The sequence below is a fragment of the Suipraeoptans intestinalis genome (assembly GCF_034091795.1).
GTDB lineage: Bacteria > Bacillota > Clostridia > Lachnospirales > Lachnospiraceae > Suipraeoptans > Suipraeoptans intestinalis.
Genome location: NZ_JAXFXH010000020.1, coordinates 33,794 through 58,525, shown reverse-complemented (window position 1 = coordinate 58,525; position 24,732 = coordinate 33,794). Strand labels below are relative to the sequence as shown.

The following is a 24,732-nucleotide window of genomic DNA, read 5'->3' as shown; positions in this document are numbered from 1 at the left end:
TCCTCCTTAAAAAAATATCCGGTAAATATCCTGAAACAGAACAAAGATCATCAATCCCAGAAGAAGAATGATCCCTACCAGGTGAACATACCCCTCTTTTTCCGGAGCGATCCGTTTTCCCCGTATGGCTTCCAGAATCAGAAACACCAGTCTTCCTCCGTCCAGAGCCGGAAGCGGCAAAAGATTCATAACGCCCAGGTTGGCAGACAAAAGGACTGCAATGCTCAGCAGCTGCGCCGCAACTATCTTTATCCCATAGGATTTGCTCTGTTGATAGGTATTATCTACTACATTTACGATTCCCACCGGTCCGGACAATTCTTTTACGCTAAGTTTTCCCGTAAACAACATTTTCAGGCTTTCCAGCGTATTGGAAACGCTGAATCTTACTTCGTACCAGCCATACTGGAACATGGTCCGCAGATTGGCTTTCTGGACGGCGCCTCCTCCGATTCCGATGCGGTAATACCCTGCCTCTTCGTCCAGCTTCGGCGTCAGCTGTGCCTGTTTTTTCTCCCCCTTTTGCAGATAAGTGACCGTTACCGTTTCTCCCTGATGGAAGCGGTTATAAATAGGGATCTCCCGATACAGATGGATGGTTTTATCTCCCATCTTCAATATGGTATCTCCCGCCCGGATCCCCGCTTCCGCTGCCGGATACCCCTCTTCCACCGATTTTATCACCGGCCTGTCGTAACCGGATATTCCCACCAGCACCACTGCAAGGATCATGGCAAGGATAAAATTAAAGAGAGGGCCTGCCGCAATGACCAGCATTCTGCCCCATACGGATTTCTCTTGAAAATTTCCCTGAAGCTCTGAATCGCCTTCATCCTCTCCCATCATGCAGGAGCCTCCAAAGGGCAGCGCCTTCAGACAGTACTTTGTCCCCTTGTATTCTTTGGAAAGCAAGGTAGGGCCCAGTCCCAGAGAAAATTCAAACACTTGGATCCCCTGCTTTTTGGCCGCCAGAAAGTGTCCCAGCTCATGAAACAATATAATAAAGCTAAAGATTAAAATTGCCAAGATGATTCCCAAACGCTCTGTCCTCCTTCTATCTTCCGATCCGTCTTTCCACCTCTTCGTGCGCCCATTTTTCTGTTTCCAAAATCTGTGCAAGATCCGGATCTTCTATGAATCTGTGACATGCCATACAGCCTTCGATCAGATCCGCAATGTCCAGATACCCTATCTTTTTCTCCAAAAACCGTGCAACCGCCAGCTCGTTCGCCGCATTCAGCACGGTAGGAAGGCTTCCTCCTCTTCTTCCGGCCTCGTATGCCAGCCTCAGTCCCTGAAAGGTCTCCAGATCCGGTTTTTCAAAATCCAGTCGGGAAAGCGTCCAGAAATCCAATCTCTCTCCTGAAAGCTCCCACCTGTGAGGATAAGAAAGGGCGTACTGGATGGGAAGTCTCATATCCGGCGTACCAAGCTGCGCCATCACAGAGCCGTCCCTGTATTCTACCATGGAATGGATCACGCTCTGCGGCTGGACCACTACCTGTATGTTTTCCGGCAGGACGTCAAACAGCCATCTTGCCTCTATCACCTCCAGACCTTTATTGATCATGGTAGAAGAGTCTATGGTAATCTTCCTGCCCATCTCCCAGTTGGGGTGGCGAAGAGCATCTTCCACCTGAATATGTCTCAGTTCCTCTCTTTTTTTCCCGCGAAAAGGTCCGCCCGACGCTGTCAGGAGGATCTTTTTCACCTCCTCTTTTTCATTTCCCTGCAGTGCCTGGAAAATAGCGCTGTGCTCACTGTCCACCGGAAGGATGGAAACCTGTTTTTCTTTTGCCAGGGGCATAATGATATGACCTGCCGCAACCAGCGTCTCCTTGTTGGCCAGTCCGATATCCTTTCCGGCTTCTATGGCTGCAATGGTGGGACGGATCCCGATCATTCCCACGACTGCCGTGAACAAAAGCTGTATCTCGGGCATCACTGCAACGGCGCAAAGCCCTTCCATTCCACTTTGGATCTCCACATCCAGATCAGCCGTCCGCTCTCTGAGATCTTTCGCCTTTTCTTCCTCCCAGACTGCCACCAGCCTGGGACGAAATTCTCTGATCTGCTGCTCCAGCAGCCTGATATTGCCCCGCGCCGCAAGTCCCCATACCCGGATATCGTTTCTGCTGCGTACCACTTCCAAGGTCTGCGTCCCTATGGAACCGGTAGAGCCTAAAATCCCTATCTGTTTCATTGCTTCTCCTTTATCTGTCCCGCCTTGTTTTTGTTTCCGGAAGCCGTCTTCCGTCTCCTCCTTTTCGGACATTGGAAAGTTCTTTCTTCTGATACATCCGCTTCTGTCTTTCCCCTATCTTGTCAGGATGACCAGCAGGTAAAAAATAACCGGTGCCACAAAAATCACGCTGTCAAACCGGTCCAGAATGCCTCCATGTCCCGGGATCAGTGTGCCATAGTCCTTTTTTTCATAATTTCTTTTAATGGCAGACGCCGCCAGGTCTCCAATCTGGGAGATCATGCCGCCTACCCCGCAGATGAACGCACAGTGGAGAGGATCTACCCTGGATACCCCCAGCCTGATAGTCACATACCCGTACAAAAGTCCCAGAAGCGCAGCTCCTGCCACACCGCCGATCCCGCCTTCCACAGATTTTTTTGGACTGAGTTTGGGCGCCATTTTGTGCTTTCCAAACAGTACGCCCACACAGTATGCACAGGTGTCACATCCCCAGGAGCTCAGAAAGATCAGCCATACCATCGCTTTTCCCATATGCGGGAACATTCGTGTCTGGTATACAAAGGAAAGCAGCACCGCCACATAGAACACTCCAAAAAAGGCCATTGTCACCTGATCCGCCCGGAATTTCGGGAAAGAAAAAACATAAACACCCAGTATCATTACCAGGGAAAGCACCAGAAAAAATGCCATAAACCTGGTTCCAAAGCGATACAGCATTCCATAATACAAAAGCGCCGATGCGTATCCTGCACAGGACAGAAGGCTTCGCTCCATGTCCGCCACACGATACAGCTCCCACATCCCCGTGAGACTGATCACAAGAAGGGTCCCGAATAAAATATTCCCCCCGTATCCTACCACTCCGATCAAAAGCAGCACCAGCACGATCCCGCTTAGCAGTCTTGTTTTAAACATCTCCTATTCTTCCTCCTTCACCCCGCCGTAGCGTCTGCTTCTTTCTTCATAAGCCCGGACAGCCTTCTGTAGCTCCTCTTTGGAAAACGCCGGCCACGGAACCTGGGTAAAATAGAATTCTGTGTAAGCCAGCTGCCACAGCAGATAATTGGACAAACGTAATTCTCCGCTGGTCCGGATCAAAAGATCCGGATCCGGGATCCCCCTGGTATCCAGACAGGAAGATACCGTCTCTTCCGTAATCTCCTCTGCCTTCAGATTTCCCGTCGCACAATCTGCTGCTATTTTTCTGACAGCCCGCACGATCTCATCACGGCTTCCGTAGTTGATGGCGATCTGGAATTTCAGTCCTGTATTTTCTTTCGTTGCCTCTTCCAATTCCCGAATCCGTTCCCGGATATCTTCATCCAGTCTGCTGATATCCCCGATCACACGGATCTTCATGCGATTTTTTTCTGCCGTCTTCAGGCAGGTCTTCATATACCCTCTGAGAAGCTTCATAAGGGCGTCCACCTCTTCTTTGGGGCGGCTCCAGTTCTCTGTGGAAAATGCATATACCGTCAGATATTCGATCCCCATGCGGTATGCTTCCTCACAGATTTTTTCCACATTTTTACTTCCCTGGGCGTGTCCGTAGTTTCTCGGCATTCCTTTTTGCTTTGCCCATCTTCCGTTGCCATCTAAAATAATCGCCACATGCTGCGGTATACTCATATGCCTCTCCCATCTTTTTCATTGCCGGAGGTGATTGCAAAAACGAGGACAGTGCCGCACACTGTCCTGTCCTCCATCCTCTTCCCTATACAGTCATGACTTCCTTTGACTTCTCTTCTACAGCCTTGTCTACGTTCTTTACAAACTTGTCCGTCACTTTCTGCAGTTCGTCTTCCATATCCTTGATCTCATCTTCTGATACGTCCGAGCCTTTCAGTTTTTTCAGATGGTCGTTGCCATCTCTGCGGATGTTGCGGATCGCCACCTTGGCAGCCTCCCCTTTTTTCTTTACATCCTTTACCAGTTCTTTTCTTCTTTCCTCTGTCAGCTCCGGAAACACCAGACGGATCATCGTCCCGTCGTTGGTAGGATTGATCCCCAGATCCGAAACCTGGATCGCCTTTTCAATGGCTTTTACCATGCTCTTGTCCCATGGCTGGATCTGGATCATTCTTGCCTCCGGAACCGATACGTTAGCCACCTGCTGAATGGGCGTCGGACTTCCGTAATAGTCCACTACGATCTTATCCAGTACATGGGGATTGGCGCGTCCGGCTCTGATAGCCGCCAGCTCTCCTTCCAGATTCCCCATGGTTTTTTTCATCTTTTCCTCATATACCTGCAATTTCTCGTTCATTGTCCGCTCTCCTTCCTCGTCTGCCTATACAGTCACCTTCGTCCCGGAAAACTTTCCCGTCATCGTTTCCGTAATACTGTCAGGCTCATTCAGTCCAAATACCAGCATGGGCATCTTCTGCTCCATACAAAGAATCGATGCAGTCAGATCTACCGCCATCAACTGCTTGTCCAGTACCTCCTGTATGGAGATCTCCTCGTATTTCTTTGCATCCGGATTGACCTTGGGATCACTGTCATAGATCCCGTCGATAGCTTTTGCCAGAAGCATGGCATCCGCTTCTATCTCGATCGCGCGCAAAACGGCTCCTGTATCTGTAGAGAAGTACGGATGCCCGGTCCCTCCTGCAAAAAAGATGACCTTTCCGCTCTCCAGAGCCTCTACTGCTCGGTCTTTGGAAAACAAAGTGGTAAACGCCCCGCATACGAAGGGAGTGAATACCTCCGTCTTCATTCCTGCAAATCTGAATATATCCGAAACATAAATACAGTTCATGACCGTTGCCAGCATTCCGATCTGGTCTGCCTTTACCCGGTCGATAGTCTCGCTGGTACGTCCGCGCCAGAAGTTCCCCCCTCCGGTCACGATCGCCACCTGGATTCCCTGATCTGTCAACTCCTTTACCTGCCGTGCCACTTCCAGACAGGTCTTCTCGTCAAACCCTGTCTTCTTTTCTCCGGCAAGCGCTTCCCCGCTGAGTTTCAGTAATACTCTCTTCATCGTCCTACTCCTTGGTCTTTTTTTCATTTTATCTGTAACAGAGTATACCATACGGAAAAGAAAAAGGGAATATTACTTATTTCTTTGGTGTAAAATTTCAAAGGCCAGCACGCCTGCCGCCACAGATACGTTGAGAGAATCGATATTTCCCTTCATGGGGATAGAAGCCTTAAAGTCGCAGGTTTCTCTTACCAGCCGGCTGACCCCTTCTCCCTCGTTTCCCAGTACCAGTCCCAACGGTCCTTTTAGATCCACCCGGTACATGGAATCTCCTTCCATGTCCGCACATACAAACCAGAGTCCTTTCTCCTTCAGCTCTTCCATGGTTTTTTTCAGGTTGGTCACTCTTGCCACCGGCGTATAGCAGACTGCGCCCGCCGAAGCTCTTGCCGCCGCTGCCGTCAGCCCCGCCGCCCTTCTTTTCGGTATCACGACTCCATGTGCTCCCGCCAGATTTGCCGTTCGGATGATCGCCCCCAGATTATGAGGATCTTCTACGCCATCCAGAAAGATCAAAAAAGGATCCTCCCCTTTTTCTCTTGCCGCTTCCAGCATCTCCTCCACCTCTTTATAGGGGTAGGCCGATACATAGCCTAAAACGCCCTGGTGCCTTCCCGTTTCAGACAGCTGATCCAGTCTCTGCCTGGATACCTGCTGCAGCGGTACCTGCTGCTTCTTTGCTTCCCGCAGGATCGTCATAACCGGACCGTCCTTGCACCCTTCCAGAACATAGAGCTTGTCCACACTCTGACCGGAGCGAAGCGCCTCCAGGACCACGTTTCGCCCCTCTATCAGGTTTTCCTGAACCGGAAGGGGTTCTTTCTGTTCTCTTTGTTTTTCCATTTCTATCCTTCTTCCTCCAAAAAGTCTAATCCCTGTTTGATCAGCAGCAGCAGCCTTTTCCACTCTCTTTTCAGATAGAGATAGCCTATCAGGGCTTCAAAGCCTGTGGCTCTCCTGTAATCTGTCACAGACTGATTTTTTGCCGTGGAAACGCTGCGGGTATTTCTTCCCCGCTTGTATACTCCTCTTTCTTCTTCCGTCAGCTCTTCCTGCAGGATCCGCATCATCTTGGACTGGGCAGACGCCTGTACCAGACGGCTGGTATCCTGATGCAGCTTCCCTACCTGCCTTCCTCCCCGGTTCAATACCAGAGATTTAATGATAAGGTCATATACGCTGTCTCCAATGTAGGCCAGAGCCAAAGGAGAGTATTCCCGGATATCCCTGTCTTCCAGGGAAAACATCTCCTTCATGCAGTCCTCCAGCTGCCACTCTACGCTTTTTTCCATTTTACACCCTCTCTGGTATCCTCCAGGATGATCCCTTTTTCCAGTAGCTGATCCCGGATCCCGTCTGCTTTTGCAAAGTCTCTGTTTTTACGCGCCTGCTGCCGTTCCTCGATCAGCGCCTCGATCTCCTCTGCCAGAATCTCTTCTTCCTGTACCACGATCAGCCCCAGAACATCTGTCAGTTTCAGGATCTGTTCCAGGATCTCCCGGATATAGGAAGCGGTGCTGTCTTCCGTCACGGTAGTATTGGCATGCTTCACCAGCTCAAACACAGAAGCAATGGCGTCCGCCGTATTAAAATCGTCTTCCATTGCCGCCTCAAATCCTGCGCTGTATCCCCTTGCCGTTTCCAGTAGCTTTCCTTCTTCCTCCGTCAGTCCTTCCTTCTTTGCATGCTTTGCCGAAAATTCCAGATTGCTCACAGCATTTTTGATCCGCTCCAGACCGTTTCCTGACGCTTCCATCAGATCTGCGCTGAAATTCAGCGGACTTCTATAGTGAGCGTTCAGCATAAAAAACCGCAGCACCTGAAGGTCATACTGCCGGCTGATCTCCCGTACCGTTCTGAAATTCCCCAGTGATTTGCTCATTTTACGATTGTCAATATTCAGGAAGGCATTGTGCATCCAATATCTGGCAAAGGTCTTTCCGTTTGCCGCCTCGCTCTGCGCGATCTCATTCTCGTGATGAGGAAATACCAGGTCTTCCCCTCCGGCATGAATATCGATCTCCTCTCCCAGGTATTTTTTCGACATTTCCGAACACTCAATGTGCCAGCCCGGGCGTCCGTCGCTCCAGGGGGAGGTCCAGAAAGGCTCTCCTTCCTTTTTCGGCTTCCACAGTACAAAATCCAGGGTATCTTCCTTCTCATCCTGGCCGCTTACCAGAAGGGAACGTTCTCCGCTTCTTAGATCATCCAGGTTTTTGTGGGAAAGCTTCCCGTATTCTAAAAATTTTCTGGTCCTGTAGTACACTGTCCCATTCTTTTCATAGGCGTATCCTTTATCTATCAGATTTCCTATCATAGACAGCATTCCGCCGATCTCTTCCGTTGCCCGGGGATGCTTGGTGGCTGGTTTGATGTTCATGCCTTCCATGTCTTTTTTACATTCTGCAATATAGCGTTCGGAAATCTCGTCACAGGATACTCCTTCCTCGTTGGCCTTCCGAATGATCTTATCATCCACGTCCGTGAAATTGGAAACGTAGTTGACCTCGTAGCCTTTGTATTCAAAATATCTTCTTACCGTGTCAAACACGATCATCGGTCTGGCATTCCCAATATGAATAAAATTGTATACAGTGGGTCCGCAGACATACATCTTTACCTTTCCTTCCTCTAACGGGATAAACTCTTCTTTTTGCTTAGATAATGTATTGTATATTTTCATCATTTCCTCCTGTTTTACCGGCATCTGTTCCTGACGCTCTTTTCTGTCATTTCTTTCTGCCGTTTCTTTTTCTGCTCTTTTCTTCTCCGGGTTTTCCCCCGGCCTATTCTTCCTTGGGAAGTCCGGTGCTTTCTGTGGCACGCCGTTTCTCTTCTTTCAACTGACTTTCCAGCTCTCTTACCCGCATACACAAAGTCTGATTGGATTTTCTCAGATGGTCGATATCACTTGCAATAGGATCGGGCAGGTGGATCTGATCCATCTCCATCCGGGGGATCTTCTTGTCTTTCCTCCGGACGATCCTTCCGGGCACTCCCACCACCGTGCAATCTGGCGGAACTTCCTCCAGTACCACTGCCCCCGCTCCGATCTTGGAATTTTCTCCGATAGTAAAAGAACCCAGTACCTTTGCGCCTGCACTGACCATCACATTATCCCGGAGGGTAGGGTGGCGTTTTCCCTTTTCTTTTCCCGTTCCTCCCAGCGTCACTCCCTGATATAGGGTGATATTGTCTCCCAGTTCTGCCGTCTCTCCGATGATCACTCCGCTTCCATGATCGATAAACAGCCCTTTTCCTATGGTTGCTCCCGGATGTATTTCGATCCCCGTCTTGCGGACGCCTCTTTGGGAGACCCAGCGGGCCCAAAAGTATCTCTTTCTTTTATACAGCCAATGTGCCACTCTGTAGTGCAGGATCGCTTTAAAGCTAGGATATAAGATCACTTCCCAATTGGACTTGATGGCAGGATCCCGCTCCCGGATCACCTGGATTTCATCTCTGATGTAAGAAAGCACTCCCATTTTCTTCTCTCCTCTGTCCCAAACATTCTAGTCTCGGAATCCGCACTGTCACTTCTTTCGCACAGGACTTCTTAAAAGTTCCATAAAACAAAAAAATCCCGCCTCTTGCCTGAAGAGACGGGGTTCCCGCGGTTCCACTCTTTTAGAGAATCTGACATTCTCCACCTTAAGACACGTAACGTGTGTAACCCGTATCCAACTACTCAGAAATCCATCCCTTTCATCAGATCAGCTTGCGGAGGCACTTCACAGGTTTCCTCTTGGAGATGCTCTCAGCCGGCGGCACTTCCTCTCTGTCAGATTTCACGCTGCTACTCTTTCCGTTCAACGCCTTTCCCATTTTCAACATCATACGGTAAAGCGCTGCTTTTGTCAATTCTTGTGTTTGAATTGTTCTCTTTCTTCCGTTTGAAAAATAGAGAATAAATCAGCCACACGATCAAAACACTTTGCACCAGAATGCTGATCAGGCTTCCCTCTACCCCAAAGCTGCCTCCCGATATCCAGGAGTTTCCGCCGGGAGTCACTTTGATAAAGGCTTCTCCCACTGCCGTCCCGCTGACCGGAAAGGCAAAAACGTTTCCCTGGAAGCAGTTCCATGCCGCGTGAAAGCCGCTGATCCCCCAGATGTCTCCTGTTTTCATCCGGTACAGCGCAGCAAAAACACCAAACAGGAACAGATCTAACAGAGGCAAGAAGGAAATTCCGTCATTGCCCAAATGAAGGACCGTAAAAAACACTGCCGAGACCAGGATCGCCAACCATATCCCGTTTTTTCTGGCCACGGAAGAAAGCAGCCATCCTCTTGCCAGTACCTCCTCTGCGTTTCCCTGAATGGACCAAGCTACCAAAAGAGGCATAAGCTGCAGCACCATTCGAGGTGAGATCTGTATGCCGGTGATCCTGACGCCTCCCAGCAATATCATCAGCAGAACACAACCGGTCAGAACCGCAGCTCCTGCCGCCCATCCCAGCAAAAAATGTTTCAGACTTGACTTTTTTACAAATCCCAGCTCTTCCCAAGAAATTTTCTCCACTTTTCGCGCCCATAAAAGCACTGCCATCGTAATGAACAAAAACCCGGACAATTCAACGAGCGTTAGGATCCAGTCAGATGCCGGCAGCAGATACAGCAGAGCCATACTGTAGACGACGGTGACGATTTCCGCCAAAAACAGCAGGACTCCTCCCAGCAGCGGCAAATATAAAAACCCCAGTTTATGATACTTTTTTTCTTTTATCCTTGTAAACTCCATAATTTTCTCCATTCTGCCGCTTCTTCTCTCACAGCATACGTCTTTTTATCTCCAGAAATAGAAAATGATCGAAAGTCCCACCATGTCTGCGATGGCATGCGCCAGGAAAAACGGCAGCAGATTTGCCGGTTTCATCTTCCGGTACAGCACATAGAAAATGCATCCCAGGAGAATCCCAAGCGCGATCCCGTTCCCCAGTCCCTGATACGTATGGAAGCTGCAGCGGATCACCAGTGAATACAAAAACGCCCATTTTGTGTACTGGGGCTTCACCGCCAGACAGATTCCCAAAAAGAAGATTTCTTCATAAAAACCATTTAGCAAAGAATATAGGAGTAACGACAGATCCGGCACCGCAAGCAGTTGTTCCATGCTTGGTGTGACCGGTACCGCCAGGCTGAGACTGGCAAGGTAATACAGGTCCATCGCCAGTGCAGACACCGCAAAAAGTCCTATAACCTGCAGAGGGAGCCAGGGAGTCAGCCGGATCTTTTCCCGAAAGATCGAAAAGTCCACATTTCTGAAAAGCAGATACATCACGGCAAGAAACAGCCAGAGAGATTGCATGGCCAACGCCTGATAATTTTGCATGGTAGAAAAGCTTACATTTTCTTCCAGCGTTGTTGTCTGGTCTGCCAGTGCAAAATACTGTATGGTGGAATTATAAATTCCCTCTCCAAACATGATGATCGTCACGATCAAAATGTCAAACCAACGTAAGGTTGTCAGTTGTTCCCGTTTCATTTCTTTTTTCGACTCCTCTCCTTCTGATCGGCTCCGCTGCTTTTCTGATTTTGGCCTCTTCTCTGCCGTATTCCTTTGATTTCCGGAATCCTTTTCCCTTCCGGCCATTTTTCTATGGAGCCTATTCTATCAAAGCCGGCTGTCCTCCATCTAACCACCGTCTACTTTTTTTCTGTTTTTCCCTCTTTTTTCCAGGCGGATTCCCCTTCCTTTCCTGCAAAGTCCTTGCAGATCAAATAACGAAACGGCAGAGAATTCTCCCTGCCGCCTTTTGATCGATCCAAACTCCTGTCGCCATCTACCACTTCTGTTTCCATCTGCCAGTGTGGTTTCTCCTGACAATCTGCTTTTTTCCTTTTTTATATCCCTATACCGTTTCATTCAGAAATATCCGGGAAACCGGCACAATGCTTTGTAGCCCGTCTATGGTTTCCTGCGTAAATCCTGCCTCCCCTGCCCAGCTTTCCAGGGACATTGCTCCAAACAGATAGGCTCCCAGCTCCTCGATTTTCACTCTGTCTTTCCCGGCCTTGTCACCTGGTTTGACCTGCAGCAGCCCTCCTTTTTTCCCGGACAAATACACGCTTCCGCAGTTTGCCTCGATCCAGGGATCCTCTATTTCCAAAGCAAAGTCTACGTCCTGCCTCAGATACAGGGTCTCCAAAAAGCGGAGAAGATGTATGATCCGGATCATAATCTTTGGCTTCTTCAATGGCACAGGCTCTGTTTTGGGAAGAAGGATCCCATAGTCTTCCAGAATTCCATGTTTCCTGTACAAAATCAGCGCAGCTCCGTCGCTTTTATATTCCTGCAGAAGTCTCCGGTAATATCCTTCATCCCGTCTGGCATATATCTGATACCGTTCTTCCAGGCAGGCATTCACCCTTTCTGCCATTTCTCGGCAGTCCTTTTCTTCCGCAACCTCCCCGGCTTTTGCCTCCTCCTCTGTCACATATTTTTTACATTGCTGATATACGGTACGAAATCCATAGGGAACATAGATCTTTTCCGAAGCCGGCATCAAAAACGTAAAGGATTCCCCGGATTGATGCATCTCCTCCATTGCCTTTTTCAAAACCATGCCCATATAGCCCCTTTTTCGGTACGCCTTTTCCGTAGCAACCGCCACGATATAGTGAAGTATCTCCTGTCTGGGACCCACCTGCATACGATAAGGATTTAAATGCAGCATCGTCCGGATTCCTCCGTCTTCTTCCAGCACATACATCTGGTTCTCCTTTGTCTTTTCCTTGTAATAATAGTCCACAAAAGAACTACTGTCCTCTGAAAAGACTGTTTCATACAGTTTCCTGGTTGTTCCATGCTCTTCTTTTTCTAATCTGCGCAGCCGCATCCTTCTTCTCCCACTCTTCCTGTCGTTTCCTGCTACACCTTTTTTACCGTTTTGGACAGCCGCATCCTGTACAGCCGCCGCATGCCTGCCGGGGATCCACCGCATAGCTATAATTTTCCACAGTCTCCAGACCTGCTATTGCCTGAGCGGAGATGCCTTCTTCTGCCCCGGTAAATCCCAACCCCTCTTCCGTGGTCGCCTTAATATTGATCTGGGAGATCTGGATCTCCAAAGCTTCTGCCATGGTTTCCCGCATTGCCTGTACATATGGTTTTACCTTTGGCTTCTGCGCAATAATGGTTGCGTCAATATTGCCAATGATATACAGATTTTGATCCAGCAGCTCTCTGACATGCTTTAACAGCATCAGACTGGATATTCCCTTATAGGCCGGATCCGTATCGGGAAAGTGTGTCCCGATATCTCCCAGCGCCGCCGCTCCCAGCAGGGCGTCCATCACTGCATGTACCAGTACGTCTGCGTCCGAGTGTCCCAAAAGACCTTTTTCCCAGGGGATCGTCACTCCCCCCAGTATCAGAGGTCTGCCTTCCACCAGACGATGAACGTCATAGCCCATTCCTATCCGCATCTTCTTCCTCCTTTTCTATCTCCAAGGCTCTGTTGTAATGATTTCCCATAGACTTTCTGCGCCTTCCATCTCCTTCTTTTCCGGCAGATTTTCCCGCAGGTTTCGTCATCAGTCCTCATCTTTTCTGGAAATCAGGTCTTTCACAGAGATCCCTATGGCCCAGATCCCCACCGCCACGCAGACCCCGCTGGCGATCAAAAAGAACGTGCTGTGTGCCGGATGGCTGGCCAATACCTTTCTGGCCAACTGAACCCCTGTAAAAATCAAATATCCTCCTGCCAGTATCCTAAGTAATTCTCTTCCCTTATTTGGCATAATATCTCCTCTTTCTTCTTTCTTCTTTCTTCTTTCTTCTTTCCCCATTCTATCTGTTTCTTCCTGTTTTTGCAATCGCTTCTCCTGTTGCCGAAAAAAAGGATTCAGGCACGCAAAAAAATAAGAGAAACGATACCGTTTCTCCGAAAGTAGCGGGAACTGGATTTGAACCAGCGACACTACGGGTATGAACCGTATGCTCTAGCCAACTGAGCTATCCCGCCATATTGAAAAGATATGGGACCAATAGGGCTCGAACCTATGACCCTCTGCTTGTAAGGCAGATGCTCTCCCAGCTGAGCTATGATCCCATATACACAGTCCGTCTCCGAACCGACTTCGTAATTATACTATGGAGACTTTCTTTTTGTCAATCCCTTTTTTTCATTCCTGAGATTTTTAAACTGTCAAGTGTTAATGCGCACTTTCTTTCTGTCTTCTTGAGATTTGAGATTTCCTTAGATTTTTTAAAGGTCTGGATTTTTCAACTTGAAAAAGTGGGTTTCTTTCACCTACAGCCCGCATAGGAAAAGGCGTTTTTTGCTCTACAAAGAAAAAGCCCCGCAAACACCGGATTTACAGGACTTTCTTCTGTCATTCTTCTGTCAAAAGCTTTCCACTAGCAGATTCCCTGCGCCAGCATCGCGTCCGTTACCTTCTCGAATCCTGCGATATTTGCTCCTACCACGTAGTTTCCTTCTACTCCGTAACGCTTGGCGGCATCTGCCATGTTGTGACAGATATCTACCATGATCTTCTTCAGCTTACTGTCTACTTCCTCAAATGTCCAACTCAGTCTCTCACTGTTTTGCGACATTTCCAAAGCAGATGTTGCGACTCCGCCGGCATTGGCAGCCTTTCCCGGGGCAAACAGCACCTGATTGGCCTGCAGATACTCGGTAGCCTCCAGTGTGGTAGGCATGTTGGCTCCTTCTGCTACCGCCAGGCATCCGTTTGCTACCAGCTGCTTTGCATCCTCCAGATCCAATTCGTTCTGAGTTGCGCAAGGCAATGCAATATCCACCTTCACGGACCATACGCCCTTTCCCGGATGATATTCTGCATTGGGACGGTAATTCTGGTACTCTGTCAGTCTTGCCCGCTTCACCTCTTTGATCTCCTTCAGCGCCTCCACGTCAATCCCTTCTGCGTCATATACCCAGCCGGTGGAATCACTGACCGTCACAACCTTTGCTCCCATCTGCGTCGCTTTCTCTGCCGCATAGATAGCCACATTTCCCGATCCGGAAATGGATACCGTCTTTCCCGCCATTTCCTGTCCGTTTAACTTCAGCATTTCTTCCGTCAGATACAGCAGTCCGTAGCCGGTCGCTTCCTTTCTTGCCAGGGAGCCTCCGTAGCTCAGTCCCTTTCCTGTCAGTACTCCCTCGTATACTCCGCGGATCCTTTTGTACTGCCCGAACATATATCCGATCTCTCTTGCACCTGTTCCAATATCTCCTGCCGGAACGTCTGTATCCGCTCCGATGTATTTACACAGTTCTGTCATAAAGCTCTGGCAAAACGCCATCACTTCTCTGTCTGATTTTCCCTTTGGATCAAAATCCGATCCGCCCTTTCCTCCGCCGATGGGAAGTCCTGTCAGAGAATTTTTAAAGATCTGCTCAAATCCCAGGAACTTGATGATCCCCAGATTCACGGAAGGATGCAGACGCAGCCCTCCCTTGTAGGGTCCGATAGCGCTGTTAAACTGTACCCGGTATCCTGTATTTACCTGTACGTTTCCCTTGTCATCCACCCAGGGTACCCTGAATTTGAACTGTCTCTCCGGCTCTACCAGTCTCTCCAGCAGGCCTTCTCTTCGGAACTCTTCTTCCCGTTCTTCTACCACCACGCGAAGAGATTCCAATACCTCTTTTACCGCCTGATGAAATTCCGGCTCCGCAGGATTTTTCTCTACCACTCTTTCCAAGACTTCATCCACATAAGACATAACTGTATCCTCCTAAAGTATGTATTTTGCAAAAAACAAGGTGCATGCTGTTTTTCTGTGCCTTATTGTAAAGGATTCCTGTGAAAAACACAACGAATTTCCTTCAAAAAACACATTTTTCTGCAACACGCACCTGTCATTCTTTCATTTTACCTGTTTTTTTGGTTGTTTTTTACAGTTTTTAGGTCATTATTGAAACATTTTTATTTTTATGTTTCGTTTTCTTTTTCGCTCTACCTACTTAAAGTACAAAACGCCCGACTCAAATATCTTAAGATCCTGTTCTCCGTAAATATTTTTTGCCACGGACCGGCCTCTTCTTTCCGAATGCGCCATCTTGCCCAGCACTCTTCCATCCGGACTGGTGATCCCTTCGATCCCGCAGTAAGATCCGTTTACATTCCACTCTTCCTCCATAGACAGAACGCCTTCTGTATTGCAGTAAGCCGTAGCAACCTGTCCGCACTCTATCAGTTCCTTCAGACACGCTTCGGACGCTACAAAACGCCCCTCTCCGTGGGAAGCCGGATTGGTATAGACCCCTCCCAGCTCTGCCCCCGCCAGCCAGGGAGATTTGTTACTCATCACCTTCGTATAGACCATCTTGGAAACGTGTCGCCCTATGGAATTGTAGGTCAGCGTAGGCGATTCCTCCGTCTGTCCCGTCACTTTTCCATCGGGAACCAGCCCCAGTTTGATCAGTGCCTGAAAACCGTTACAGATTCCAAGGATCAGTCCGTCTCTCTTCGCCAGAAGATCTTCCAGCGCCTCTTTCAGTTTTGCATGCTGAAATGCCGTTGCAAAAAATTTGGCGGATCCGTCCGGCTCATCTCCCGCGCTGAAGCCTCCCGGAAACATGACGATCTGAGCCTCTCTGATGCTTTTTTCAAATACGGCAACGGAATCCTTGATGTCCTGGGCGCTCAGATTCTTAAAGACCTTGACGTTGGTCTTTGCCCCGGCACGCTCAAAGGCTGCCGCGCTGTCGTATTCACAGTTGGTTCCCGGAAATACCGGAATAAATACTTCCGGCACTGCCACCCTGTGTCTGCATACATAAACATCTTTTGTGTGATAGGGAACCAGCTCCGGCACTTCCTGCTTCGGCGCTTCCTCTGACGCAGTAGGAAATACCCGTTCCAGAGTCCCCGTCCAAAAAGCCTCTGCCTCTTCCAGGGAAATCCTCTCTTTTCTATAGAGAAACTCCGGCGCCTCCGTAACCTGTCCGATCCTTCTTCCTCTGGAGCACAGCTTTTCCCCGGCTCCCTGTGAAACTTCCAGGATCAGATCTCCAAAGGCGGGTGCAAACAGTTCTCCCGTTTCCAGCTCGTCGTCTAAGCGCACGCCCTTCGCATTTCCAAAAGCCATTTTACTGATAGCTGCCACGATTCCGTGACGATCCACGGCATAGGCAGATATGACTCTGTTTGCCCGAATGTCTTCCGTCACCCTACGATATGCCTCTTTTACCTTTTCATAAACGGGCAGGTCGTTCTCATCTCTTGCGATCCGGATCCAAAGCAGCTCATTTCCCGCCTCCTTCAATTCCGGCGTAATGATCTCCCCTTCCCTCGCCACATCTACCGCAAAGGAAACCAGTGTGGGGGGAACGTCGATCTCTTCAAAGGTGCCCGACATGCTGTCTTTGCCTCCGATGGAGGGAAGTCCGAATCCCAGCTGCGCCGCATAGGCTCCCAAAAGAGCCGCCACCGGCTGGCTCCACCTTCTGGGATCTTCCGTCATCCTGCGGAAATATTCCTGGAAGGTGAACCGGATGTTTTCCGGATCTCCCCCTGCCGCCACGATCTTGGCTACCGACTCCGTCACGGCATAGACAGCTCCATGGTATGGGCTCCAGCTGGACAGATAGGGATCAAATCCATAACTCATCAAAGTAACCGTATCGCAGTCGCCCTTCTGCACGGGAAGCTTTGCCGCCATCGCCTGCACTTCCGTCTTCTGAAATCTTCCTCCGTGGGGCATCAGTACCGTTCCTGCGCCGATAGAACCGTCGAACCGTTCCACCAGTCCCTTCTGGGAGCAGACATTTAAATCTGCCAGTGTTTTCAGCCACCTGTCCTTCACTGCTCCTTCCGGTCTTTCCCGGAAAAGGCTGTCCTGCCTTTTGGGCGCCTCCACGATCACCTTCGTTTCCTGATGGGCTCCATTGGTATCCAGGAATCTTCTGGACAGGTTGACGATCTCCTTTCCTCTCCAGAGAAGTACCAGCCTCGGCTCCTCCGTAACCACCGCCACTTTGGTAGCCTCCAGATTCTCTTGTGCCGCATACTGCATAAACGCCTCTGCCTGTGCCGGATCTACTACTACCGCCATACGCTCCTGGGATTCTGAAATGGCGATCTCTGTTCCATCCAGTCCCGCATATTTCTTCGGCACCTGATCCAGATCGATCCGCAGGCCGTCTGCCAGCTCTCCGATCGCCACCGATACTCCGCCTGCTCCGAAGTCATTACACTTCTTGATCAGCCTGCTGACTTCCTCCCGGCGGAACAGGCGCTGGATCTTGCGTTCCGTAGGTGGATTGCCCTTTTGCACCTCTGCGCCGCAGACCCGGGTAGACTCTTCCGTATGAACCTTGGAGGATCCGGTTGCTCCGCCGCACCCGTCTCTTCCTGTACGTCCGCCCAACAGGATGATCACATCCCCCGGATCCGATGTTTCCCGGATCACGGCCCTTCTTGGGGCTGCTCCCAGCACTGCTCCGATCTCCATTCTCTTTGCCACATAGTCCGGATGGTAGATCTCTTTTACCAGTCCGGTGGCCAGACCGATCTGATTGCCATAGGAGCTGTATCCAGCAGCCGCCTCCCTCACCAGCTTTTTTTGAGGCAGCTTGCCTTTTCTTGTCTCTTTTACGGAAACGGTGGGGTCTGCCGCCCCCGTCACACGCATTGCCTGATACACGTAAGTACGTCCGGACAGGGGATCCCGGATGGCTCCTCCAAGACAGGTGGCGGCCCCGCCAAACGGCTCGATCTCCGTAGGATGGTTGTGGGTCTCATTCTTGAAATTCACTAGCCACTCCTCTTTCTCCCCATCTACCTCCACCGGCACTACAATGCTGCACGCGTTGATCTCTTCTGATTCTTCCTGGTCGGAAAGCTTCCCTTCTTTTTTCAGCTTCCGCATAGCCATCAGCGCCAGGTCCATCAGGCAGACAAATTTATCCTTTCGTCCCCCAAAAAGTTCTTCCCTGTCCGTCAGATACTTCCGGTAGGTACCCTCCATCACTTCCCGGTAGTCCCCTTTTTCAAAACAAACCTCCGTCAGTTCCGTGGAAAAGGTGGTGTGACGGCAATGGTCGGACCAGTAAGTATCCAGCACACGGATTTCCGTCATAGACGGATCTCTCTTTTCTTCGGCAGCAAAATAGGTCTGAATATGTGCAAAATCCTTCAAAGTCATGGCCAGTCCCAAGGACTGATACAACTCCTTTAACTCTTCCGGATCTCGTTTGCAGAAGCCCTCCAGAATGCTCACGTCCTCCGGCTCTTCAAACACCGTGACCAGCGTTTCCGGTTTGGTCTCCTCCGTCTGCCTGGAATCCACCGGATTGATACAATGTCCACGGATGGCGTCCATATCCGCCTCGGACACGTCTCCGCCGATGACGTAGGTCACTGCCGTCTGGATCACCGGCGTTTCCTCTTCCTTGATAAACTGTATACACTGTACTGCCGAATCTGCCCTCTGATCAAACTGCCCCGGCAAAAACTCTACGGAAAACGCCTTTTCTTTCTCCTCCATCGGAAACTTCTCCCGATAGACCGTATCCACCGGAGGTTCCGCAAACACCCCGCAGCAGGCCTTTTCAAACACCTCTTCTGTGACATGTTCCACATCGTATCGGATCAGTACCCGAACAGAGGTAACCTGTTTGATTCCCAGATAATTTCTGATTTCATGTTTCAGTTCCTTTGCCCGAACGGCAAACTCCGGTTTCTTTTCCACATAGATTCGCTTTACCTGACTCATTTTGTTCCTCCACTTCTAAACCACCGCATCTGTCTTCATTGTAGCATAAGGCATTTTATTATTAAAGTTAATATAACTTAATATTTTTATAACTTATACTTATTTATTTCCCTGCACCTTTTGCGGTTTTTCTGCAGCTCCCCTCTGTGCCCTTTGCCAGATTTTTCCTTCTTTCTGTCTGTACAGCCAGGCTGCCAGATAGCCGCCTCCAAAGAACAGGAAAAAGATTCCTCCGATCCGTTTTACCATGTCAAAAAAGAAACCTTCCGGCAGCATTTGGATCATGTAATCGGTTTCCGGGTCAAACAGCCACAGATCGTTCCGGAAAAACAGCTTGTGAAAGATCACAAACACCCGGCTGAAATCGACGGCACACCAGACGGCAAGAATTATCGCTGCGCCTCCCAGCAGCCAGGCTGCATTTCGATACCCCACTGCTATCCGCCTCTTCCACTCCCTTTCTTGGAACCTGATCCACAGGCATCCCAGAAGCGCAAGGATCAGGCAGATGTTCCGAAGCCTCAGCCCTCCCAGAAACAGTCTTTGTACGTCTTCCATGTGGAGCCGGTCCTGGTCATTAAAAAAATCCTGCCGCTTTCCGTCTACTGTCGTCTCAATGGACAGCTTTTCCTCTTTGCCTATGAGATAGTCCATCATGTAGACCGTCACTTTTTCCAGGTCTTCTTCCCTCATATCCAATTGATCTGCCACCTGATATTTCCTGTATTCTTTTTTAAAAAACCCATATCCCCCATCTCCGTACATGGCGATCTGAAAGCTGGTAAGAAGCATGGCAAAAATCACCAGGACCATGCTTCCTGCTGCAACGCTTTTTGATAGTAGTTTCATTGCTTCCCCTTTCTCTCTTCTGCTTCCTTTTGTCCTTTTAAGACTCCCGAATGCTTTTCCACACTTTTTTCGGCTACCATTTTATCACAAACCCGGTTGTAATTCCCCGATTTTTCCCTTATAATGCATATTAGTTTTATAAGGAGGACTTATCATGGATATTAATTACGAATTATATAAGGTCTTTTATCACGTCGCTTCCACCCTGAGCTTTTCCGAGGCTTCCAAGCAGCTGTTCATCTCCCAGTCTGCCGTCAGCCAGTCTATAAAAACCCTGGAAAAAAAGCTGGATCAGACTTTGTTCATCCGAAGCACCAAGAAAGTACGCCTGACCTCGGAAGGGGAGATCCTGCTGCGCCACGTGGAGCCTGCCATGAATCTGATCCAGCGGGGAGAATCCCAGCTTCTGGATACCGGAGCCAACCGTGGGCAGATCCGCATCGGAGCCAGCGATACCATCTGCCGCTATTTTCTGGTTCCTTATCTGGAAAAGTTCCACCGGGAATTTCCCAGGGTACATATCAAGGTTACCAACGCCACCTCCATCCACTGCGTAGAGCTGCTGGAAAGCGGAGTGGTGGATTTCATCGTAGTAAATACACCCAACGCCCACCTGGGAAATGTTGTGACCACCAAGAAGATCCACAGTTTCCGGGATGTATTCGTCGGCGGGTCTTCTTTTTCTCATTTAAAAGAAAAACCGCTTTCCCTGAAACAGCTGTTGGACTATCCGCTTTTGATGCTGGACAAAAAAAGCACCACCAGTGAATTTCTTCATTCCCTGTTTCAGCAGCATCAGCTGGATCTGGTTCCGGAGATCGAGCTAAGCAGCAACGACCTTCTCATCGACCTTGCTCGGATCGGACTGGGGATCGCTTTTCTTCCGGATTACAGTCTTCCGAAAGACCAGAAGGATCTGTTTGTCGTTCCCACAAAAGAGGTGCTTCCCATGCGCAGCCTGGTGATCGCCCAAAACAGCCAGATGCCTTCTTCCAAGGCGATGGAGGCTTTCCTTTCTTATTTTTAGGCAGATTCCTTCACTTCTCCGTAGTTCCTGTCACTCACAGAGCATAAGGACAGCGGCTTTTGCCCGTCCTTTCTGTGCCTACAGCAGCTTTCCTGCACAAAAGGCTGCCCCGCAGGCCGCTTCTTCCCGATACCGTGGGATCTCCAGCTTTAGCTGAAACAGTTCTTCCGCCATTTTCTGCATCAACGGATTTTGCCGGAGACCATTGCCGGAGCCTGCCAATCGGCCGGCCCTTCTTCCTGTCAGCCGACACATACTCTCATACTGCTGATAAAGTTCCTCTAAAATCCCCCGGATCACTCCTACCGTCATAGCGCCCGGATGGAAGTTTTTGACGGTGATCCCGCTGATTTCTCCCGTCTGTCCGGGATCCTTTCGGGTTCCGGAAAAAGTCGTCCGCACCTTCCAGGCCTGTTCCATCCCCTGTTCCTGAAGAAACGTTTCAGCATCCCGGTACATGGTTTCATAGCAGCTTTCCTGCCGATTGCCTGTCACTTCCCGATAAAACTGCTCCAGCAATGCGTAAGCCCGTCCCCCACATAAGGAGGATCCTGCCAGGAGATACCCATCTTTCATGCAGGGACGAAGCTCTATTGTCCCGTCTCCCTCCACATAGTTCCTGGAAACAAAGGAGATCTGACTGCCTGTTCCCACGTTGATCAAAACAGTATCGTAAACATCCTCTACCGCTCCTAGAAAGCTTGCCTGATTATCCCCGATGGCTCCCATCACAGGAATCCCTTCCCTGGTTTTTCCCACAAGGAACTGCTCTTTTTCTACCCGGGGAAGGTAGCTCAGATCCATGCCTGTCTGTGTCAGTTTCTCCCTGCAAAACTCTCCTGCTTCCAGCTGAAAGCCTCCCCAACTTGCCGCCATATCCATCCCAATGGCAGGTTCTGTCAGACCGCAAAGCTTCATGGCCACATAGTCGCTGATTCCGGCGATCCTTTTCGCCTGTCCGGGGATCTGCCCCGTCTTTTGCAGATACAGGTGGGTGACCAGTCCATAGCCGGCCGCTGCCGACCCTGTTGCCTCCCGCAGGATATCCACGCTGCTTTTTCCTTCTTCCAGGGGCCTAAGTCCCCTCTCATCCTGCCAGGTATACAAGGGAGTGACCGCTTCTCCTCTGCCATCCACATAGAGGATTCCATGCATTTGTCCTGTCAGCCCTATCGCCTCCGGCTGCCCCTGTTGACAGATCAGCTCATCCAGCGTTTCTTTTACCAGACGCCAGATCTTTTCCGGATCCTGTATTTTTTCTCCTGGTTCTTTTCCCTCCAAAAAGGACTGATGATGGATCGTCCTGCTTGCAAGTAACTCCCTTTTTTCCCAGTCTATCAGTACCATGCTGATACTGGTCGTTCCTATGTCAATTCCTATGATTTTCACGATATCACCATCCTTTTACTTTCGTATCCCATCTGTTTTTCCACTCTTTCTCATTCACTATCGCATCAAACACAGACTCAAGGAATGTCTGGATTTCTTCCATGACGAGTGGAAGTTTAAGTATCCACGGAGCAGGAAATCGACATCAATTGTTGCTCGGCTTTCAAAATTCGTTAAAGTATAAATGAACAATCCCCCTTTGTGTATGAGCGTATCCTCACATCCAGCTTTTGATAGCTTTCTCAAAAATTCTTCTTGCACAAAAAGCTGCAAACATTGCTGGTAATTGATACCGGAAGCTTTTGCTTTATTTCTCAGCTTTGCCAAAACGGAAGCCACAATATCTGCCATTACAACCACACTCCAATCAATTCTTCCGCCTTTTTCTGCACACGCAGTTTTTTTGCATACCTCATAAGGTTTGGTATATTCTTTCTCGGGTCATTCACATACCCTCGTATTGCTTTATTGAAAATTTCTTTATCCATTTTGCTCATATTTTTCAGAACATCACAAATTGTTCGGTCACGGTCATAAATTCGCACTTTTGTGAAATCAATCTCCCCTGTTGCTTCACCAAGCGTAACCAAATCGGACTCAAGGCGATATGCTTTAATGAATGGGTACTCTATGTTGGTTCGTAATTTTGAAACATTCCTGTCTATGGCAAAATTCCACTCAGTGGGGTTCCTATCGCTGTATGCATAATAGAATAGTGCAGTTTCCATACAAAGAACCGCATCGGGAAACAAGCTATTAATGATAACGATTTCTTTGACTTCGCAGTTTTCAATCCAGTGATAATACCCTCGTCGTATTCTTTCAATAAAACCTTCCTCTAAAAGTTGTTTAATGTCTGCATAGTATAGCTTGGCTTCAAGAAGTTCGGCAGTAGTCATAACATAGTGATGCCGATTGAACAGCTTTCTCACACTTTTAATATCGTTTTCACGAAGCATTTCTCCACCTCTGTTTCATTGCCTCAAATTCATTCATTGATTGGGTACTTTACTATATTATGTGCGATTTTCATATAGAAAGTCAATAGTAAACTGCCCACTCAGAAGCAAATAAGTGGGCAGTTTGCTATAAAGAAACATCTTTTTATATGGCATTATTAGAAATAGAAATTGTAAAAATGTGTTTTTTAAGTCTCAATATTTATTTAAATCTCCATACTTTCCGGATTAAGAAGAAAATCATAAATACTCATTACCAATATGCCGTCTTCATTATAAAGTGGTGCCACAGCATCCTTTGTAATAATAATTTTTTTAAATCCATCTCCTGTCCTTACCAATGAGCGTTGCTCCTGTTCCATCTTTTCTTGATCAGGTAGCGCATAGGCGGATTGAATATAAAATCTCTTTGATCCCTTATTGCAAACAAAATCCACTTCCAGCTGTTTTCTGATTTTCTTACCATTCTTATCTACTTCATTCATAACAACAACGCCTACGTCCACATTATATCCACGAACTTTCAATTCGTTGAATATAATGTTTTCCATAGCGTGAGTCTCCTCCATCTGCCTAAAATTAAGTCTCGCATTTCTAAGTCCAAGATCGGTAAAGTAGTACTTTGATGGAGTATTAATGTACTTTTTACCTTTGATATCATATCGAATTGCACTATCGACAAGAAATGAGTCTTTAAGATAATCTATATATTTGATTATTGTATCTTTGCTAATGGTCTTGTTCTTAACACTTTTAAATGTCGCTGATAGTTTGCTTGGGTTTGTTAAGGAACCAATAGCCGAAGATAAAATATTTAGAAGCTCTTCTAATTCAGTCTTATTACGTATGTTATTTCTTCCTGTAATATCAGAAATATAGGTTTCCTCAAACAGAGATTTTAAAAAATCGGATTTCTGATCAGCAGTTTCAAAGCTCAGTACAAGCGGTATTCCACCAAACAGTACGTAATCTCTCCATCCTTGTTGTCTATCACCCTCATATACGCTCATAAACTCGCTAAATGTTAGCGGATACATATGAACTTCATCCCCACGTCCACGAAATTCCGTAACAATATCCTTTGACAGAAATTTTGCATTACTTCCCGTTACATATACATCTACATTTTTCTTTCTGCCAAGGCTATTAAGAACTGATTCAAAATCATCAAGCATCTGAACTTCATCTAATAGAACATAATACATTCCATCATCAGATATTTTTTCCATTAGATGTGGAAATAAAACCTCTGGATCTCGATGCTTTTTATTCTCAAAAGAGTCGAATGCAATCTCAATAATATGATTTTCAGAAACCCCTTCGTTTGTCAGATACTCTTTAAAAAGATTAAACAAAAGATATGATTTTCCACATCTTCGCATACCTGTCACAACCTTAATTAATCCGTTATGCCTTTTTGAAATAAGCTTATTCAGATATATGTCTCTACGTATCTCCATAATGTATCACCTCATTGATTATTGAACAAAATTGCGGAATCCGCACTTTTGTTCAATAGAATTATACATCACAATAAAGCCCTAATCAATACTTTAATCGACATTTTTGCGGAATCCGCAGTTTCGTTCACCTCAGTTGTTTTGATACTATTAAACATTGAAC

Annotated in this window: 23 protein-coding genes, 2 tRNA genes, 1 pseudogene and 1 other annotated feature; of the genes and pseudogenes, 1 reads left to right on the top strand and 25 read right to left on the bottom strand. The window is 48.3% G+C overall.

Annotated features, from left to right (window positions below):
• Positions 1-6 precede the first annotated feature (6 nt).
• The 21 genes from SOW26_RS07570 to SOW26_RS07470 form a co-directional block, all read right to left on the bottom strand.
• Positions 7-1,038 carry a M50 family metallopeptidase gene (locus SOW26_RS07570; RefSeq protein WP_154475953.1) on the bottom strand — a complete coding sequence of 344 codons (1,032 nt, stop codon included), beginning with the start codon at positions 1,036-1,038 and terminating at the stop codon, positions 7-9.
• A 16-nt stretch (positions 1,039-1,054) separates the two neighbouring features.
• A complete protein-coding gene (locus SOW26_RS07565; RefSeq protein WP_320652171.1) occupies positions 1,055-2,203 on the bottom strand; it encodes a 1-deoxy-D-xylulose-5-phosphate reductoisomerase in 1,149 nt (382 codons plus the stop codon).
• Positions 2,204-2,317: 114 nt separating this feature from the next.
• On the bottom strand, positions 2,318-3,121 hold the full coding sequence (locus SOW26_RS07560; RefSeq protein ID WP_276959818.1) for a phosphatidate cytidylyltransferase: 804 nt from the start codon (positions 3,119-3,121) through the stop codon (positions 2,318-2,320).
• A gap of 3 nt (positions 3,122-3,124) precedes the next feature.
• Positions 3,125-3,835 carry an isoprenyl transferase gene (locus SOW26_RS07555; protein ID WP_154475959.1) on the bottom strand — a complete coding sequence of 237 codons (711 nt, stop codon included), beginning with the start codon at positions 3,833-3,835 and terminating at the stop codon, positions 3,125-3,127.
• An 85-nt stretch (positions 3,836-3,920) separates the two neighbouring features.
• Positions 3,921-4,472, bottom strand: coding sequence for a ribosome recycling factor (frr, locus tag SOW26_RS07550; RefSeq protein ID WP_154475961.1), 552 nt, complete (start codon positions 4,470-4,472; stop codon positions 3,921-3,923).
• Between the two features lie 24 nt (positions 4,473-4,496).
• Positions 4,497-5,192 carry a UMP kinase gene (pyrH, locus tag SOW26_RS07545; RefSeq protein ID WP_154475963.1) on the bottom strand — a complete coding sequence of 232 codons (696 nt, stop codon included), beginning with the start codon at positions 5,190-5,192 and terminating at the stop codon, positions 4,497-4,499.
• Between the two features lie 72 nt (positions 5,193-5,264).
• A complete protein-coding gene (gene rlmB, locus SOW26_RS07540) occupies positions 5,265-6,035 on the bottom strand; it encodes a 23S rRNA (guanosine(2251)-2'-O)-methyltransferase RlmB (protein ID WP_154475965.1) in 771 nt (256 codons plus the stop codon).
• Positions 6,036-6,037: 2 nt separating this feature from the next.
• The gene (locus SOW26_RS07535) at positions 6,038-6,484 is read right to left on the bottom strand and encodes a Mini-ribonuclease 3 (RefSeq protein ID WP_276959819.1); all 447 of its coding nucleotides are present in this window, start codon (positions 6,482-6,484) and stop codon (positions 6,038-6,040) included.
• Entirely contained in the window at positions 6,469-7,875 is a 1,407-nt protein-coding gene (gene cysS, locus SOW26_RS07530; RefSeq protein WP_154478783.1) for a cysteine--tRNA ligase, read from the bottom strand. Before cysS ends, SOW26_RS07535 begins: the two co-directional genes overlap by 16 nt.
• A 103-nt stretch (positions 7,876-7,978) precedes the next feature.
• Complete coding sequence (gene epsC / locus SOW26_RS07525; protein WP_154475969.1) at positions 7,979-8,677, bottom strand: serine O-acetyltransferase EpsC; 699 nt, start codon at positions 8,675-8,677, stop codon at positions 7,979-7,981.
• Between the two features lie 110 nt (positions 8,678-8,787).
• Positions 8,788-9,014 (bottom strand) — a binding site (T-box leader).
• Positions 8,989-9,945 (bottom strand): CPBP family intramembrane glutamic endopeptidase, encoded by a 957-nt coding sequence (locus SOW26_RS07520; protein WP_320652170.1) that lies wholly within the window; start codon positions 9,943-9,945, stop codon positions 8,989-8,991. Its footprint overlaps the feature before it by 26 nt.
• Positions 9,946-9,978: 33 nt before the next feature.
• Positions 9,979-10,677, bottom strand: a complete 699-nt coding sequence (locus tag SOW26_RS07515) for a CPBP family glutamic-type intramembrane protease (protein WP_276959822.1) — start codon at positions 10,675-10,677, stop codon at positions 9,979-9,981.
• Between the two features lie 161 nt (positions 10,678-10,838).
• On the bottom strand, positions 10,839-10,994 hold the full coding sequence (locus SOW26_RS07510) for a hypothetical protein (protein WP_276959823.1): 156 nt from the start codon (positions 10,992-10,994) through the stop codon (positions 10,839-10,841).
• 50 nt (positions 10,995-11,044) lie between these two features.
• A complete protein-coding gene (locus tag SOW26_RS07505; protein ID WP_320652169.1) occupies positions 11,045-12,136 on the bottom strand; it encodes a GNAT family N-acetyltransferase in 1,092 nt (363 codons plus the stop codon).
• On the bottom strand, positions 12,075-12,620 hold the full coding sequence (ispF, locus tag SOW26_RS07500; protein WP_154475977.1) for a 2-C-methyl-D-erythritol 2,4-cyclodiphosphate synthase: 546 nt from the start codon (positions 12,618-12,620) through the stop codon (positions 12,075-12,077). Before ispF ends, SOW26_RS07505 begins: the two co-directional genes overlap by 62 nt.
• 108 nt (positions 12,621-12,728) lie before the next feature.
• Positions 12,729-12,983 (bottom strand): hypothetical protein, encoded by a 255-nt coding sequence (locus SOW26_RS07495; protein ID WP_320652168.1) that lies wholly within the window; start codon positions 12,981-12,983, stop codon positions 12,729-12,731.
• Positions 12,984-13,085: 102 nt separating this feature from the next.
• A tRNA-Met gene (locus SOW26_RS07490) sits at positions 13,086-13,159 on the bottom strand.
• A 14-nt stretch (positions 13,160-13,173) separates the two neighbouring features.
• A tRNA-Val gene (locus SOW26_RS07485) sits at positions 13,174-13,246 on the bottom strand.
• 308 nt (positions 13,247-13,554) lie between these two features.
• Positions 13,555-14,889, bottom strand: a complete 1,335-nt coding sequence (gene gdhA / locus SOW26_RS07480; RefSeq protein WP_276959826.1) for an NADP-specific glutamate dehydrogenase — start codon at positions 14,887-14,889, stop codon at positions 13,555-13,557.
• A 237-nt stretch (positions 14,890-15,126) separates the two neighbouring features.
• Entirely contained in the window at positions 15,127-18,885 is a 3,759-nt protein-coding gene (locus tag SOW26_RS07475; protein ID WP_276959827.1) for a phosphoribosylformylglycinamidine synthase, read from the bottom strand.
• Between the two features lie 99 nt (positions 18,886-18,984).
• Entirely contained in the window at positions 18,985-19,734 is a 750-nt protein-coding gene (locus tag SOW26_RS07470) for a TIGR01906 family membrane protein (protein ID WP_276959828.1), read from the bottom strand.
• A 154-nt stretch (positions 19,735-19,888) separates the two neighbouring features.
• Between SOW26_RS07470 and SOW26_RS07465 the strand changes: the two genes are divergently transcribed.
• Positions 19,889-20,761 (top strand): LysR family transcriptional regulator, encoded by an 873-nt coding sequence (locus tag SOW26_RS07465; protein WP_154475987.1) that lies wholly within the window; start codon positions 19,889-19,891, stop codon positions 20,759-20,761.
• Between the two features lie 78 nt (positions 20,762-20,839).
• On the opposite strand, the gene SOW26_RS07460 is transcribed toward SOW26_RS07465, so the two are convergent.
• The 4 genes and pseudogenes from SOW26_RS07460 to SOW26_RS07445 all read right to left on the bottom strand — a co-directional run bounded on the left by SOW26_RS07460 (position 20,840) and on the right by SOW26_RS07445 (position 24,569).
• Positions 20,840-22,150 (bottom strand): sedoheptulokinase, encoded by a 1,311-nt coding sequence (locus tag SOW26_RS07460; RefSeq protein ID WP_154475989.1) that lies wholly within the window; start codon positions 22,148-22,150, stop codon positions 20,840-20,842.
• 114 nt (positions 22,151-22,264) lie between these two features.
• A pseudogene (locus SOW26_RS07455) lies at positions 22,265-22,501 on the bottom strand (nucleotidyl transferase AbiEii/AbiGii toxin family protein); the annotation flags it as partial.
• Positions 22,501-23,109, bottom strand: coding sequence for a type IV toxin-antitoxin system AbiEi family antitoxin domain-containing protein (locus tag SOW26_RS07450; RefSeq protein WP_154475991.1), 609 nt, complete (start codon positions 23,107-23,109; stop codon positions 22,501-22,503). The gene SOW26_RS07450 and the pseudogene SOW26_RS07455, both read right to left, overlap by 1 nt.
• A gap of 206 nt (positions 23,110-23,315) precedes the next feature.
• Positions 23,316-24,569, bottom strand: coding sequence for an ATP-binding protein (locus tag SOW26_RS07445; RefSeq protein ID WP_154475993.1), 1,254 nt, complete (start codon positions 24,567-24,569; stop codon positions 23,316-23,318).
• Between the last annotated feature and the right edge of the window lie 163 nt (positions 24,570-24,732).

What these genes read in the sequence shown, in the direction of transcription:
- SOW26_RS07565 (WP_320652171.1), bottom strand. Translation starts at nt 2,203, where the DNA reads ATGAAACAGATAGGGATTTTAGGCTCTACCGGTTCCATAGGGACGCAG.
- SOW26_RS07560 (WP_276959818.1), bottom strand. Translation starts at nt 3,121, where the DNA reads ATGTTTAAAACAAGACTGCTAAGCGGGATCGTGCTGGTGCTGCTTTTG.
- rlmB (WP_154475965.1), bottom strand. Translation starts at nt 6,035, where the DNA reads ATGGAAAAACAAAGAGAACAGAAAGAACCCCTTCCGGTTCAGGAAAAC.
- epsC (WP_154475969.1), bottom strand. Translation starts at nt 8,677, where the DNA reads ATGGGAGTGCTTTCTTACATCAGAGATGAAATCCAGGTGATCCGGGAG.
- SOW26_RS07450 (WP_154475991.1), bottom strand. Translation starts at nt 23,109, where the DNA reads ATGCTTCGTGAAAACGATATTAAAAGTGTGAGAAAGCTGTTCAATCGG.
- SOW26_RS07470 (WP_276959828.1), bottom strand. Translation starts at nt 19,734, where the DNA reads ATGAAACTACTATCAAAAAGCGTTGCAGCAGGAAGCATGGTCCTGGTG.
- cysS (WP_154478783.1), bottom strand. Translation starts at nt 7,875, where the DNA reads ATGAAAATATACAATACATTATCTAAGCAAAAAGAAGAGTTTATCCCG.
- SOW26_RS07445 (WP_154475993.1), bottom strand. Translation starts at nt 24,569, where the DNA reads ATGGAGATACGTAGAGACATATATCTGAATAAGCTTATTTCAAAAAGG.
- SOW26_RS07515 (WP_276959822.1), bottom strand. Translation starts at nt 10,677, where the DNA reads ATGAAACGGGAACAACTGACAACCTTACGTTGGTTTGACATTTTGATC.
- SOW26_RS07475 (WP_276959827.1), bottom strand. Translation starts at nt 18,885, where the DNA reads ATGAGTCAGGTAAAGCGAATCTATGTGGAAAAGAAACCGGAGTTTGCC.
- ispF (WP_154475977.1), bottom strand. Translation starts at nt 12,620, where the DNA reads ATGCGGATAGGAATGGGCTATGACGTTCATCGTCTGGTGGAAGGCAGA.
- SOW26_RS07465 (WP_154475987.1), top strand. Translation starts at nt 19,889, where the DNA reads ATGGATATTAATTACGAATTATATAAGGTCTTTTATCACGTCGCTTCC.
- SOW26_RS07555 (WP_154475959.1), bottom strand. Translation starts at nt 3,835, where the DNA reads ATGAGTATACCGCAGCATGTGGCGATTATTTTAGATGGCAACGGAAGA.
- SOW26_RS07510 (WP_276959823.1), bottom strand. Translation starts at nt 10,994, where the DNA reads ATGGAAACAGAAGTGGTAGATGGCGACAGGAGTTTGGATCGATCAAAA.
- pyrH (WP_154475963.1), bottom strand. Translation starts at nt 5,192, where the DNA reads ATGAAGAGAGTATTACTGAAACTCAGCGGGGAAGCGCTTGCCGGAGAA.
- SOW26_RS07495 (WP_320652168.1), bottom strand. Translation starts at nt 12,983, where the DNA reads ATGGGGAAAGAAGAAAGAAGAAAGAAGAAAGAAGAAAGAGGAGATATT.
- frr (WP_154475961.1), bottom strand. Translation starts at nt 4,472, where the DNA reads ATGAACGAGAAATTGCAGGTATATGAGGAAAAGATGAAAAAAACCATG.
- gdhA (WP_276959826.1), bottom strand. Translation starts at nt 14,889, where the DNA reads ATGTCTTATGTGGATGAAGTCTTGGAAAGAGTGGTAGAGAAAAATCCT.
- SOW26_RS07505 (WP_320652169.1), bottom strand. Translation starts at nt 12,136, where the DNA reads ATGCGGTGGATCCCCGGCAGGCATGCGGCGGCTGTACAGGATGCGGCT.
- SOW26_RS07535 (WP_276959819.1), bottom strand. Translation starts at nt 6,484, where the DNA reads ATGGAAAAAAGCGTAGAGTGGCAGCTGGAGGACTGCATGAAGGAGATG.
- SOW26_RS07520 (WP_320652170.1), bottom strand. Translation starts at nt 9,945, where the DNA reads ATGGAGAAAATTATGGAGTTTACAAGGATAAAAGAAAAAAAGTATCAT.